A 13,455-nucleotide genomic window follows, 5' to 3' on the forward strand; every position below is an offset into this window, starting at 1 on the left:
CGCCCCGCCGGCGATCCCGGCGGCGCAGGCGCCGATCAGCAATCCTCGATGCGGCGCAACACCGCGGCGCAGAACGCGCCCGGGTCCTCCTCGGGCCACATGTGCGTGGCCCCGGGGACCACGAGGTGCTGCCCGGGGATGCAGCGGGCCGCCGCGCGGGAAACAACGCCGAACGTCGGCCGGGAGAGCTCGCCGTGGGCGATGGTGACCGGCACCTTCAGGCGGGCCAGGTCGGCGCAGGTGATGGCCGGCGGCTGGGGCTGCGACAGGAGGAGCGGCATGGTCCGCGCGTTGTCCAGGTTGACGGCCTGTCTCTCCGCGGGCTGAGCGGCGAAATACCCCTCGCGCTGGCCCGACCCGTCGAGCAGGAGCCTCACGGCTTCCTGCAGCTCACCGCGCTCGACCGCCCCGAAGACGGGGCCGAACATGGCGTTCAGGTCGTCCCTTAGCGCGCTCAGCTCGGCGGGATCGGTCACATACGAGGGGACCCCCGGCTCGTGAATGAAAGCGCTCCTGAACAGCTCGGGATGGATCAGCGCGGCGGTCAGGACCGCATGGCCGGCGTAAGACCACGCGACCACGTGCGCCGGGCCCGCGCCGAGGGCGCGAAGGAACGCGACCAGATCGTCCGCGTGCGTCTGCACGCCGAACCGGGGCCAGCTCGCTCCCCACGCGCCGGTCCCGAAATAGCGCTGGCTGTAGGCGATGGCCCGGTGGTGCTGGCCCACGATGGAGAGGTGCCGGTCCCACATCCGGTGGTCCGAGGCGGCCCCGTGCAGGAACACCACCGGGGCGCCCTGGCCTTGCTCCGCAACCGCGAGCTCGGCGCCGTTCACCTCGATGAACCGGGGTTTCTGCGCGCCGTCCGGCCCGCCGCGGCCCGCCAGGGATGCTGTCGTCATGGGGCATGCGGCGATAGTGCGTGCGAGCGCGCGGATCAACGCCTGCCGCCCCGTTGACCCGGGGCGCGAGGGCGCGCGAAGATCCGGCGATCCCTTTGCACCACCGCGCGACACGCTCTCTCGCCGCACTCCTCGCGCTCGCCGCGAGCGCCTGCTCCCGAGGCCCCGCGCCTAGCGCGGATGCGGGCGCCGCCCCGGCCAGCGCGGGCGCCCCGGCCGGCAGCGCGGGCGCCCCGACCGATCCGCTGCCCCCGGCGGCCGCGCCCCTGCGCGCGCCGGTCCGCGAGGGCGGCGCGCTCGCCCGCGCGGCGCGCGAGGACGCGCTCTACGTGGCCGACGAGGACCATGGCGTCGTGCGCGTCGTGCCGCTGCCGCTCGCCCCCGCGCGGCCCGGCGCAGGTGTGCCCGCGCCGGGCCGGCCCGCGCAGGTGCTCGCGCTCGGCGAGCGCGGCGGGTCCGAAGCGCGCGTGCTCGCCACGGTGCGCGACCCGGGGCTGCTGCTCATCCTCCGGCCAGATGCGGCGGCGGGGCTCGTCGAGGTCGGCCGCGTCGCGCTGCCCGCGGACGCGTGGGGCATCGCGGTCACGCCCGACGAGAAGACAGCGATCGTGACCTCGGCGTGGACGCACAAGGTCTCGGCCGTGGATCTCGAGGCCGGGAAGGCGCGGTGGACCGTCGACGTGGCGCGCGAGCCGCGGGGCGTGGCGGTGCTGCCCGACGGCAGCGCCGCGTACGTGAGCCACCTCGTCGGGGCGGATCTCACGCGGATCGACGACCTCGGCGGGGCGCCGAGGGTCCGGCGCGTCGCGCTGCCCGCCTCGCCGCTGCGCGCGCCGTCGGGCGAGCGGCTCGCGGCGTCGCTGGGCTACGCGCTGGCGCTCTCCGAGGACGGGCGGCGCCTGTTCGCGGCGCGGCACGCGCTCGGCGCCATGGGCCACGCCGCGTGGTTCGGCGCCGCGACGGTGGACGTGCTGCTCACCGGCCGCGACGAGCCGCTCGCCCCGCCGCACCACGGCAACCTGCCGGTGCTCCGGTCGGCGTTCGCGGAGCAGGTGATCACGCCGGAGAGCGTCATCACGCTGCCGGGCGCGAGCGTCACGCCCGTCACCCAGCCGCGCGCCGTCGCCTACCGCAAGCGCGCGCGCACGCTGCTCGTCGCCGGCGAGGGCGACGACCTCGTGCTCGAGGTGGACGCGACAGCGGTGGATCCGACGCTCGCGATCGTGAAGAGCTATCCGGTCGGCGGCCGCTACGACCCGCACATCCGCGTCGCGGGCACCTGCGGCGCGCCGACGGGCCTCGCGCTGTCCGCGGACGAGGCGACGGCGTGGGTGTTCTGCCGCTCGACCGGGGACGTGGCGGCGATCCGGCTGCACGATCCCGTCGCGGGACCGGCGGCGGGAGGAGCGGCGGGGCCGGCGGCGCTCGTGCACCTCGCCGACGATCCGCTCGGCCCCGAGGTCGCGAAGGGCCGCCGGCTCTTTTACAGCGCGCTCGACGCCACGGTGAGCGGCAATCTCGGCTGCGCGGGGTGCCACCCGGAGGGGCGGGACGACGGGTACGTCTGGCGCGAGGCGACGTTCAGCACGGCCGACGGCGAGCACGCCAACTTCGTCGGCAGGCCGGAGAACATCCCCGAGGTCGCGAAGAAGAAGGGGTATCCGCGGCGCACGCCGATGCTCGCCGGCAACGTGGGCGCGGACGGGCCGTACGGGTGGCACGGCGAGAACGAGGATCTCCTCGGGAGGCTCCAGGCGGGCATGGGGCTCCACCGCTGGGGCGGGCTGCCGATCGATCACACCCCGGCCGGGCTCGCGGCCCGGGCCACCTACCTCACGATGTTCCTGCGCCGGGGCCTCGTGACGCCGCCGCGCGCCGAGGGGGCGGCCGACGAGCGCGCGAAGCGCGGCCGGGAGATCTTCCACAGCGACGAGGCGAAGTGCGCCCGCTGCCACGTGCCGACGAGCGATTACACGGATCGCACGCCGTACCCGATGCCGAAGCGGCCGCCGCCTCCGGGCTACGACGACGATCCCCGCCCCGAGTACAAGACGCCCTCGCTGCGCTTCGTGGGCGGGCGGCCGCCGTACCTGCACGACGGCCGGGCGGCGACGCTGGCGCAGCTCATCGAGCAGAACGCCGACTGGATGGGCAAGACGAGCCACCTGTCGCCGGAGGATCGGGCGGCGCTCGTGGCGTTCCTGGAGACGTTATGAGGCCGCGCGTTGCGTTGCTCGGATTGATGGCTGCCGGCGTGGTCGGCGTGCTGGCTGCGGCGCCCGGGGTGCCCGGCGCGCAGCCGCAGGGCGCTGCCGCCGGCGTGCCCGGCGCGACCGGGGTGCCCGGCGCGCAGCCGAAGGACGCGCCGCAGGCCGGCGCGGCCGGCGCCCAGCCGAGCGGCGTGCCGCAGGCCAGCGCGGTCGACGCCGGCGAGGAGCGACCGCTCGACGCCGAGCCTTTCCCGGCCGAGCCGTCCAGGCAGCCCACGGCCGCGGAGTGGAAGACCGCGCCGCGCGTCCGCCTCTCGCGCGCCGGCCCCGCGGCCGCCGGGTGCCGCGCGTACCGGATGAGGGAGTGGCTGCGCATCCGCTGCCCGGAGCTCACCGTCTCGGCCATGTCGCTGCTCGGCGGCAAGACGGAGGGCGTCGCCTTCTGGATCGATCCGCCCCGCGGCGGCAGCGAGCTCCCCCGCGGGGGAGAGGTGATGTTCCCGATCCGCCGCGGCGATCGGCGGGTGATCCAGATCCTGACCTTCGGGCCCGGCTACGACGGGCCTTTCACCTTGTTGCCGGCGATCGTCGTCCAGGAGCAGTGGCTCGACGACGAGCCGGCGCCGACCGTGACCGCCTCCTAGACACCATGCGATCGCACACCACGCCCCTCGCCGTCCCCTCGCTGTTCCTCGCTGCCGCCGCGTGCGGCGCCCTCACCGCCGCCTGCGGCGCCTCTCCCGCGGCGCCCGACGGCTCCCCGCCCGCCGGTCCGGCGCCCGCTGCGGAGGCCGCGCCGGAGGGCGCCGCCGCGGGCGTGGGCGCCGCCGCGGGCGTGCCCACCGCCGCAGCGCCCGAGCCCGGGCCGACCGCAGCCTCGGGGCAGCCCGGCGGCGATCCGACCGCCGCGCGGGCCGGCGATGCGTCGGCAGCCGCGCCAGCGGACGCCGGGGCCACCGCCTCCACCGCGCCGGCGACGCCCTCGGACGGCTGCCCCGACGGCATGGCCCGGGTGCCGGGCGGCAGCTTCGTGATGGGGCCGCTCAAGGTGAAGGCCACCGTGGGCGACCTGTGCATGGACAGGACCGAGGTCACCGCCGCGTCCTACGCCGCATGCGTCAACGCTGGCAAGTGCACGGATACATTGGCGAATTGCGCCAAGGAGGCGTCGACCTACGGCGTGGCCGGCAAGGAGAATCAGCCGATGGTCTGCGTCGACTTCGCGCAGGCCCAGGCCTACTGCGCGGCGCAGGGCAAGCGGCTGCCGCGCGACGACGAGTGGGAGTGGGCGGCCCGCGGCGGCGAGGAGGCGCGGCCGTACCCGTGGGGCGGCGAGGCCCCGAAGGATCAGCTCTGCTGGTCCGGCGGCGGCGCCGTGCGCAAGACCGCGTGCGACGTTGGGAGCTTCCCCTCCGGCGCGAACCCGCAGGGCATCCAGGACCTGGCCGGCAACGTCTTCGAGTGGACGACGAGCGCCAACGACGCCAATGGCAAGATGCGCGTCGCCCGCGGCGGAAGCTGGCGCGACGGCATCCCGCCGCTCGTCAGGACGGCCCGGCCGGGAGGGTTCGAGGTGACGTACCGCTGCGGGTTCCTCGGGATCCGCTGCGTCACGGAGCCCGCGGCGCCGGCGGCGAAGTAGGGCGCGAGCGCCGGAGCACACCTGTCCAGGGCGTCCGGCGCCAGCGCGCGCTGCGCTACGTCGCGTTCGGATCGGAGAGCCAGGCCGCGAGCGCTTCAGCCGAGGATGAGAGCACCACTTCCCCTACCCGATCCTCTCGCAGCCGATCGAGCCGCTCCGCGAGCGCTGTGGTCTCCGCTTCGGTCAGCGGGCGGCCGAGCCGCATCGCGCACAGCCGGGCCGTCATCTGAAGCTGCCCGAGCTGCTGCCCACGGAGCTGGGCACGCTCCTCAGCTTCTTTCGCCTCTTTCATCCTCCGCGCGTTCCACTGCTCGTACCATTCCCGGGTTTCCATGATGAAATCCCTCTCCTCGGACGGCAGCTCTGGAAGGAGCTGGTCCGGCACCTCGAAGTTTAACCGAACGAGCCACGGCAGCGCCACCCGGCGCTCCCACGCTTCTTCGGGGAGCGCCGCCAGGTCCCGCAGCGCCGCGCGCCGCACGCGCGGCGAACCCAGCAAGCGCAGCAGCACCGTGCCCCTCACGCGCGGCAGCTCCGAGATCACCACGACCTGGATCCGCCACCCCGGTGCGGGCGCCGCGTAGAGCCCCTCCGGCCCGGCAGCGTCCTGCACGAGCCCGAAGTCGCGCAGCACCCCGTCCGGCCGTCCCGCGCTCACGAGCCACGCCGATGGCAGATCGAGCACGCGCTCCGCGCGCAGCTCGAGCATGTGGTGCCACTGATAGCGCTTGCGCATGCAGGCGTGGAATTCGGCAGCGTCCGGCGCGGCGCTGAAGACCTCGACCATCCCCGCCTCGGCCGCCATCGAGCGGAGCAAGCCAGGCTGAATCTCTGGGTGCGCGCGCAACAGCTCCGGATCGGGAACATGCCAGATGTCGATGCGCTGTGCGTCCCCGGGCGGCACCTCCACTTCGGTCTCGGCTGCGCCCACGAGCACGAAGAAGTCCCGGAGGAGGTTCTTGCCGAGCTGGTCGAGACGGAAATGCATGACGGCTGCCGATACCACACCAGAGATCGATAGGACACATTCAGTCAATGCGCGCGGACGCCGCGAGCGGCACAGCTGAGCATTACCGAGACGTCATTATTTCAATCACAAAATCGAACAGAGTGAGACTCGGCCGCGTCCGTTCGAGAGCGGTACCCGCTCGCCAAGACAGCTCCACCCTCTCCGGCGCGCCCATTCGCACCGAAGGCGCTCGAGGACTGATCGCCCCTCGCGGCGGCCGCGGCATCCCGGCGGGCGCGCGGCCCGTCGGCCCGCCGGCGCGCGCGCCTTGCCTTCCGGCCCTGCGCGGCACACACCTCCGCGCCCAGGGACCATGCACAGCGACGAACCCTACCTGATGCCCTCGTACGTCAAGCTCCTCGTCGGCGACGCGGAGCGCTCCGCCTCGTTTTACGAGCTCCTCGGCTTCCAGCGCGTCCACCAGGATCCGGTGTTCGTCCACCTGCGCTGGGCGCGGTACGCCGACCTCTTCCTTGTCGCCACGCCGCCCGGCGCCTCGCTCGCCGGGCAGCGCGGCCTCGGCGTCATCGTCTGCTTCAGCGCCACGGGCGACCTCGGCATCGAGACCATCGCCGCGCGCGCCGCGGCCGCCGGCGCGGCCGTCGACGGGCCGCGCGACCAGCCGTGGCACACGCGCGAGGTCGTCGTCGCCGACCCGGACGGGTACCGCCTCTGCTTCGTCGAGCCGAGCGCCCCCGTCCGCGCGTGACGGTCGGCCCGGCCGCCGGGCCGCGCCGTCACGGGCCCGGCGCGGGCTCCTGCGCCGCCGCCTCGGGCGCCATCGCGGGCTCGGCGCGCGCCGGGACGCCGCGCTCGACCTGGCGGAGGAGCGTGTCGCAGAACGCCGGCACGTCGTCCGGCTTGCGCGAGGTGATGAGGTTGCCGTCCTCGACCACCTCCCGATCGACCCAGCGCGCGCCGGCGTTCAGGAGATCCGTCTTGATCGACGGCCACGACGTGAGGGTCCGCCCGTCGGCGATGTCGGCCTCGACGAGCATCCAGCCGGCGTGGCAGATGGCCGCGACCGGCTTGCCCTGATTGAAGGCATTCCGGAGCAGGCCGACCGCCGCCGTGCTCGTCCGCAGGTGGTCCGGCGAGTAGCCCCCCGGGATCACGACCGCATCGACGTCGTCGTCCGACACGTCCTCGGCCGCCCGCTCCGTCGTGATGCGCACCTTGCCCTTCTTGCCGGTGAGCTCCTTGCCCGCGGCGAGGCCCACGATCACGGCCTCGTGCCCGGCGCCCCTCACCCGGTCGTAGGGGCCCTGGAACTCCGTATCTTCGAACATCTCGTCCACGAGGAATGCGATGCGCGCCATGGTGCTCGACCTCCGCGCAGAAGCTTGTGCCGCGGGGGGCGCCCGCAAGCTCGACGGGCTGCGCGAGGTCCGGCGCCGGCGCCTGTGTCTCCCGCGCGACGCTCCGGGCGGGCGCGGCGCGCGGGCTCGTGTATCATCGCCCCGGCATGCCGTCGGAGCCGCACCAGCCCAGGCGAATCGGCCGGTACCTGCTCTACAGCCCGATCGCCTCCGGCGGGATGGCGTCCGTGCACCTCGGCCGGCTGATCGGCGAGGCGGGGTTCTCGCGCACCGTCGCCATCAAGCGGCTCCACCCCCAGCTCGCCGAGGCGCCCGAGATCGCCGAGAGCCTGCGCGACGAGGCGCGCATCGTCGCGCGCATCCAGCACCCCAACGTGGTCGCGACGATCGACCTGCTCCTCGCCGAGGACGAGGCGTTCCTTGTCATGGACTACGTGCGCGGCGAGTCGCTGGCGCGGCTGCTCCGGGCGGCGCGCGCGCGCGGCGAGCCGGCGCCGCCCCCCATCGTCGCGAGCATCGCGTGCGGCGCGCTCCACGGCCTGCACGCCGCCCACGAGGCGCGCAGCGAGTCCGGCGAGCCGCTCGGCATCGTGCACCGGGACATCTCGCCCGAGAACGTGCTCGTCGGCGTCGACGGGACGGCGCGGCTGCTCGACTTCGGCATCGCCAAGGCGCGCGGGCGGCTCAGCACCACGCGCGGCGGGCAGCTCAAGGGGAAGCTGTGTTACATGGCCCCCGAGCAGATCCTCTGCGCCGACGTGACCCGGAGGACCGACGTGTTCGCGGCGGGGGTGGTCCTCTGGGAGGCGCTCGCGGGTCGGCGGCTGTTCGACGGGGGCGACGAGGGCGCCGTCGTGGGGGCCGTGCTCGAGCAGCCGATCCCGCCGCCGAGCTCGCTCGCGGCGCACGTGCCGGGGGCGCTCGACGCGATCGTCCTCCGGGCGCTGGAGCGGAACGCGGAGGGCCGCTACCCGACGGCGCGCGAGCTCGCGATCGCCATCGAGGACGCCGTGCCGCTCGCGTCGCAGCGCGCGGTGGGCGAGTGGGTGGAGCAGCTCGCCGGGGAGGCGCTCGCGCGGCGGGCCGCGCGCGTCGCGGCGATCGAGAGCGCCTCCGCGGCAGATCCGGGCGGCGAGGCGACGGCCGGCGCGGGGGCGGCTGCGGCAGGCGGGAGCGGAGAGGGCGCGCGCCGCAGCGGCGGCGCGGAGGGCGCGCGCCGCAGCGGCGGCGCGGAGGGCGGCGCGCGTGAGCCTGCGTCGCGGGGCTCGGAAGCGCAGGGGCTCGCGGAGACGGCGCTCGAGATCCAGGCCGGCGCCTCCGGGCAGCCGACGCTCGCGGGGACGGCCGCGGCCGCGGACGGGATGACCGGCGGGACCTCGTTGACGCCTTCCCCGAGAGACGGCGCGCCGCGCGGCGCGGCCCCGAGGGCGGCGAGGCGCGCAGGCCCGCTGCTCGCGCTGGGCGCGGTGCTCCTCGTCAGCGCGGCCGCGCTCGCGGTGCACTGGTCGCGCCGCGGCCCGCCCGGGCCGGAGGACGCGGCGGGCGCGGTCCACGCGGCCCCCCTGCAGCGCCACGGCACGGGCGAGCCTCAGGCGACGGGCGAGCCTCAGGCGACGGGCGAGCCGCAGGCGACGGCCGCGCCCGGCGCGTCGCCCGCCCCTGCCCCGCCGCTGGCGCCGAGCGCGACCGGCGCCACGGCAGCGACCGGCGTCGCGGACGCGACCCGCTCCGCGAGCGCGCCGAGCGCCGTCCTCGCCCCTGCCCCGTCGCACACGCCGAGCGCCGTCGCGACGACGCCCGCCCAGCGCCCGGCGCGCGCGGCCGTGAGCGCGCGCGCTCCTGCGCCTGCCCCGCGCGCGACCCGCGGCGACGCCCAGCGCTGCTCCCCACCCTACACCGTGGACAGAGCCGGCATCCGCCGGCTCAAGCCGGAGTGCATGTAATTGCACGTAAACACACAGAAATCAGCGAGCGCCCCCGCGCGCGTCCGCGCGCGGACGGCGCTCGCCCTCTCCCTCGGCGCCGCGCTCGCGCTCGCGGGCGCGCGCGTCCACGCCGCGCCCAGCAAGCGGGCGTGCGCTGCCGCCTACGAGCGCGCGCAGGGACTCCGCCGCGACGGCAAGCTCCTCGAGGCCCGGGAGGCGCTGATCACCTGCTCGCAGCCGACGTGCCCGGCCGCCGCCGTCGCCGACTGCGGGCCGTGGCTCGCCGAGGTGGAGCAGAGCCTGCCCTCCGTGGTCATCGCCGCGAAGGACGCGGACGGCCGGGAGCGGCTCGACGTGCGCGTGCTCGTCGACGGGCGCCTCCTCGCCGCGGCGCTCGACGGCAAGGCGCTGCCGGTCGACCCGGGCCCGCGCACCTTCCGGTTCGAGCCCGCAACGGGCCCCGCCGTCGAGGAGCGCTTGCTGATCCGCGAGGGCGAGAAGAACCGCGCGATCACGGTGACCCTCGGCGCCCCGGCGGCCAGCGCGCCAGCCGCTCCCCGCCCGCCCGCCTCGCAGGCCGCACCGCCGCCTGCCTCGCCGGCCGCGCCTCCCCTCGCCTCACCCGCCGCCCCTCCGCTCGCCTCGCCGGCCGCGCCTCCGCTCGCCTCGCCCGCCGCGCCGCCGGCGGAGCCCTCGACTCCCCCGCTCGCGTGGGCCGCCGGCGGCGTCGGCGTCGCGGGGCTCGCCGTGTTCGCCGTCGCCGGCGCGCTCTCGCTGGACGCCGAGGCCGACCTGCGCGCCACCTGCGCCCCGCGCTGCGCAGCCGACGACGTGCGCGCCGTCCGCGTCCAGCACGCGGTGGCCGACATCGGCCTCGGCGTGGGCGTCGTCGCGCTGGGCGCCGCGGCGTGGCTCTATCTCACCCGGCCGACCGCCGCGCCCCCGCCGCGGCCGGGCGCGGCGCACTCGCCGCGGCCGACCGCCGCGCCCTCGCCGCGGCCGACCGCCGCGCACCCGCCGCGGCCGACCGCCGCGCGTCCGCCCCAGCCGGCCGCAGCAAGGCCGCCCCGGGTCGGCGCGAGCGCGCACCGGCCGGCGCTCCGGCCGTTCTTCTCCGGCGCCGCCGCGGGCCTCGAGGGCGCCTTCTGATGCACCATCGCCGGCCGATCCCCCGTCACGGCGCCGCGGCCGCCCTCCTCGCCGCCCTCGTCTCGGCGTGCACGCTCGTGCGCCCGCTGGACGGCCTCACCTGCGAGCCGGGCGCCGGAAACGCCTCGTGCCTGTACGGCCAGCCCTGCGACGCCGACGCCGACTGCGCGACGGCCTCGTGCCTCGGGAGCGTGTGCCAGTGCCCCGCCGGCATGGTGACGATCCAGAGCACGTTCTGCGTCGACCAGACCGAGGTGTCGAACGCCGCCTACCGCCGCTTCCTCGCCACGAACCCGAATCTCGAGGCGCAGGAGCCGTTCTGCCTGTTCAACGGCAGCTTCGACTTCGACACCGGGCCCGACGCGCCCGACGTCTGCAACGACCGCCTCACCGGCGACGAGCTCCCCGCCACGTGCCTCGACTGGTGCGACGCCCGCGCCTTCTGCAAGAGCCTGGGAAAGCGCCTCTGCGGCAAAATCCACGGCGGCGCGCTGCCGTACGGCGGCGCGAGCGGCGCGCAGGGCGAGTGGTTCGACGCGTGCAGCAAGGGCGGCGAGCGCACGCACGCCACCGGCGAGTTCGACGCCCAGCTCTGCAACGGCGACGGCGCGGGGACCGTGCCGGTCGGCGACGAGGACAGCGCGATCTGCGAGGGCGGTTATCACGGGCTGCAGCACATGAGCGGCAACGTCCGCGAGTGGGAAGACGCGTGCTCCGGAGACACCGGCCCCGGCGATTATTGCGTCACGCGCGGCGGGGCGTTCGACAGCGGGAACGCGCTCGACGAGCTCCGGTGCGACGCGCGCGACGGGCGCGAGCGCGCCGACACGGACCACGCGATCGGCTTCCGCTGCTGTAGCGGGTAGCGTCGGCGACGCCGGCGCGCCCCCGTCAATGTGAACGTTCACAAATGCGGTCTCCATCGAAATAACCAGACGCGAGGCCCTTGTCGATCCGATCGGCGCGGAGCGGCGGCCAGCCGCAGCGCCCGCGTGAGCTGTCCTTCGAACGCGCGTGACGCGTCGCTCCAGACGGCCCGCCAGCCCGATCCTCCCCCGGGATCGAGGAGCCCCGCTGGCCGGTCGATTGGAATTGACATCAAAAATGTGATCGCTCACATTGTTCTCGAGGGGTATGCTTTTGCTTGGCCCTGGGTGGCTCGTCACGCTCGCCGAGACCTTCCCCGTCTGATCGGTCTCGGCACCGATTGCGTTCGCTCGGTCGTCGCGGAAGCGATTGCCGATCGACGGTGTCTGGCATTTCGCCAGGGGTGATCCACCAGAGACCACGACAGACCTCGCTTGTTCGACGGCTGTCGTGGAACCCTGAGCGCTGCCCGGCGGAATTTTCTCATGAATCCGGCAAAGCGACCGGATGGCGACTTCGGGGGCGGCGTTACCTGTGTTGCGGCGGACGATGCGCAGCCCCTCCTCGGGCGGACCGGTGTCTTCACATTGGCCTCGTCCGGGATCGGGTGCTCCGAAGCCAGTCACACCGGGCTGAACGGGCTTCGCGGTGAGAGCAGTTGAGCTGAGGCATGGTCGCCAGGTGCGGCTACCCGTGTGCCGTCACACCCTTGCATGATCGGAGAGCAAGATGAAGAAGCCGTCCTGGCACGAGCTCCGTTCCTCGAGACAAGCCGCCGTTGTTTGTGCGTTCGCTTTCGCGGCCGCGTGCACGGGCAGCCTGGGTGACCGCACGGAGGGTGCTGGGGGACCCTCCGTCGAGGTCGAGAACGAGGGACCATCGACGGGCTCGGGCTCGGCCCCTCCGCCGTTCGAACCCGCGGCCGGGATGCTGCGTCGTTTGACGAGAACGCAATTTCGCAATGCCGTGCGCGACGTGTTCGGGGTGGAGGTCAACATCAATGAGCTCGACGCCGACAGCTGGAATGGAAACTTCGCGGTCATCGGCGCTGCGACCGTGGTGACCTCGGAGCGAGGCGTCGAGCAGTACCACACGGCCATCGAGAGCGCCGTGGACGCGGTGTTCGCGGATTCCGCGAAGCGGGACCAGTTCATCGGCTGCACGCCCAGCGGCGCGCAGGACGACGCGTGCGTGCGCGGCTTCATCCAGGCGCTGGGGCTTCGAGCGTGGCGCCGCCCGCTCGAGACAGCGGAGGTCGACAGGCTCGCGGCGGTCGCCAGCAAGGCCGCGACCGAGCTCGACAGCCCCGTCGAGGGGGCCCGCTGGGCGACGGTGGCGCTCTTCACGTCGCCGAACTTCCTGTATCGGCCGGAGCTCGGCGCCTCGAGCGCCGATGGGTCGCTTCGCTTGACGGGCTACGAGATGGCGTCCCGGCTCGCGTTCCTCGTGTGGAACAGCCTGCCGGACAAGACGCTGCTCGACGAGGCCGCGAGCGGGACGCTCGACACGGTGGAGGGGGTTCGCGCCGCGGCGACGCGGATGCTCGACGCGCCCGCTGGACGCGAGGCCGTCGGCGCCTTCGCCGAGGAGTACATGCGGCTCGATCGGATCGGCACGCAGGCGAAAGACACGGAGCTGTTCCCGGAGTACGACGCCGCGCTGCGAGCGGCGATGGTCCGCGACATGCGAGCCACCTGGGAGGTCCTCGCGTTCGACGATCAGGCGAGCGCGCTCGACCTGTTCTCGACAACGAAGGTCGTCGTCAACACGGAGCTCGCCCAGCTCTACGGCCTCGACACGACCGGCCTGAGCTCGAGCACCTTCGAGGTCCGCTCGTTGCCCGCGGACGGCCCGCGCGTCGGGATCCTCGGCAAGGCCGGCTTCCTCTCGCAGTTCGCCAACCAGAAAGAGGGCTCACCCACGCTGCGCGGCAAGTTCATGCGGGACGCCCTCATGTGCACGCCCGTCCCGCCGCCCCCCGGCGACATCGCCCTCGAGCTCCCGGAGCCGCCGGCGGACAGGCCGCTCACGAAGCGTCAGCGGCTCGAGGCCCACCGGACGGCTCCCGCCTGCGCCGGCTGCCATGGGTTCATGGACCCGCTCGGCCTGCCGCTCGAGACGTTCGACGCGATCGGCCGGTATCGCACGACCGATCACGGTCTGCCGATCGACCCCAGCGGCGACTTCAACGGCGAGGCGGTCGCCGACGCGCGCGAGCTCGGCATGACCGTCAGCGAGAGCGACGCTGTCGCTCGGTGCCTCGTCCGCAAGTACTACGCGTATGCAGCAGGCCACGAGGAGCGCAAGGTGGACGGCAGCGTGCTGGACACGCTGGCCGCTTCGTTCGAGGCGTCGGGGTTCCAGCTGCGCGAGCTCGTCCTCGACGTCGTGACGAACGAAGCCTTTTCCTCCGTCGCCCCCCAACCCTGAAC

At 74.6% G+C, this 13,455-nt stretch carries 11 protein-coding genes; 8 read left to right on the forward strand and 3 right to left on the reverse strand.

Features of this window, described 5'->3' with window-relative positions:
* Nucleotides 1–35: 35 nt before the first annotated feature.
* The gene (locus WME96_RS21125; RefSeq protein ID WP_437291891.1) at nucleotides 36–902 is read right to left on the reverse strand and encodes an alpha/beta fold hydrolase; all 867 of its coding nucleotides are present in this window, start codon (nucleotides 900–902) and stop codon (nucleotides 36–38) included.
* 95 nt (nucleotides 903–997) lie between these two features.
* Between WME96_RS21125 and WME96_RS21130 the strand changes: the two genes are divergently transcribed.
* From WME96_RS21130 to WME96_RS21140, 3 genes are read left to right on the forward strand one after another with little or no spacing between them, the layout of a single operon-like run.
* A complete protein-coding gene (locus WME96_RS21130) occupies nucleotides 998–3,118 on the forward strand; it encodes a hypothetical protein (RefSeq protein ID WP_437291892.1) in 2,121 nt (706 codons plus the stop codon).
* 26 nt (nucleotides 3,119–3,144) lie between these two features.
* Nucleotides 3,145–3,756 carry a hypothetical protein gene (locus tag WME96_RS21135; RefSeq protein ID WP_437291893.1) on the forward strand — a complete coding sequence of 204 codons (612 nt, stop codon included), beginning with the start codon at nucleotides 3,145–3,147 and terminating at the stop codon, nucleotides 3,754–3,756.
* A 5-nt stretch (nucleotides 3,757–3,761) separates the two neighbouring features.
* Complete coding sequence (locus tag WME96_RS21140) at nucleotides 3,762–4,754, forward strand: formylglycine-generating enzyme family protein (RefSeq protein WP_437291894.1); 993 nt, start codon at nucleotides 3,762–3,764, stop codon at nucleotides 4,752–4,754.
* Nucleotides 4,755–4,809: 55 nt separating this feature from the next.
* On the opposite strand, the gene WME96_RS21145 is transcribed toward WME96_RS21140, so the two are convergent.
* Nucleotides 4,810–5,742, reverse strand: coding sequence for a hypothetical protein (locus WME96_RS21145; protein ID WP_437291895.1), 933 nt, complete (start codon nucleotides 5,740–5,742; stop codon nucleotides 4,810–4,812).
* Between the two features lie 334 nt (nucleotides 5,743–6,076).
* On the opposite strand from WME96_RS21145, the gene WME96_RS21150 reads away from it, so the two are divergent.
* A complete protein-coding gene (locus WME96_RS21150) occupies nucleotides 6,077–6,472 on the forward strand; it encodes a VOC family protein (RefSeq protein ID WP_437291896.1) in 396 nt (131 codons plus the stop codon).
* Between the two features lie 28 nt (nucleotides 6,473–6,500).
* Here WME96_RS21150 and WME96_RS21155 read toward each other — a convergent pair whose 3' ends face one another.
* The gene (locus tag WME96_RS21155) at nucleotides 6,501–7,082 is read right to left on the reverse strand and encodes a type 1 glutamine amidotransferase domain-containing protein (protein WP_437291897.1); all 582 of its coding nucleotides are present in this window, start codon (nucleotides 7,080–7,082) and stop codon (nucleotides 6,501–6,503) included.
* A 146-nt stretch (nucleotides 7,083–7,228) separates the two neighbouring features.
* Here WME96_RS21155 and WME96_RS21160 point away from each other — a divergent pair, with 146 nt between their 5' ends.
* The 4 genes from WME96_RS21160 to WME96_RS21175 all read left to right on the forward strand — a co-directional run bounded on the left by WME96_RS21160 (nucleotide 7,229) and on the right by WME96_RS21175 (nucleotide 13,453).
* Entirely contained in the window at nucleotides 7,229–9,025 is a 1,797-nt protein-coding gene (locus tag WME96_RS21160) for a protein kinase domain-containing protein (protein ID WP_437291898.1), read from the forward strand.
* Nucleotides 9,026–10,156, forward strand: coding sequence for a hypothetical protein (locus WME96_RS21165; protein ID WP_437291899.1), 1,131 nt, complete (start codon nucleotides 9,026–9,028; stop codon nucleotides 10,154–10,156). It abuts the gene before it with no gap.
* Nucleotides 10,156–11,022, forward strand: coding sequence for a formylglycine-generating enzyme family protein (locus WME96_RS21170; RefSeq protein ID WP_437291900.1), 867 nt, complete (start codon nucleotides 10,156–10,158; stop codon nucleotides 11,020–11,022). Before WME96_RS21165 ends, WME96_RS21170 begins: the two co-directional genes overlap by 1 nt.
* Before the next feature lie 940 nt (nucleotides 11,023–11,962).
* Nucleotides 11,963–13,453 (forward strand): DUF1592 domain-containing protein, encoded by a 1,491-nt coding sequence (locus tag WME96_RS21175; protein WP_437291901.1) that lies wholly within the window; start codon nucleotides 11,963–11,965, stop codon nucleotides 13,451–13,453.
* Nucleotides 13,454–13,455 lie beyond the last annotated feature (2 nt).

Source organism: Sorangium sp. So ce406 (assembly GCF_051474675.1).
In the GTDB taxonomy this organism is placed as follows: domain Bacteria; phylum Myxococcota_A; class Polyangia; order Polyangiales; family Polyangiaceae; genus Sorangium; species Sorangium cellulosum_G.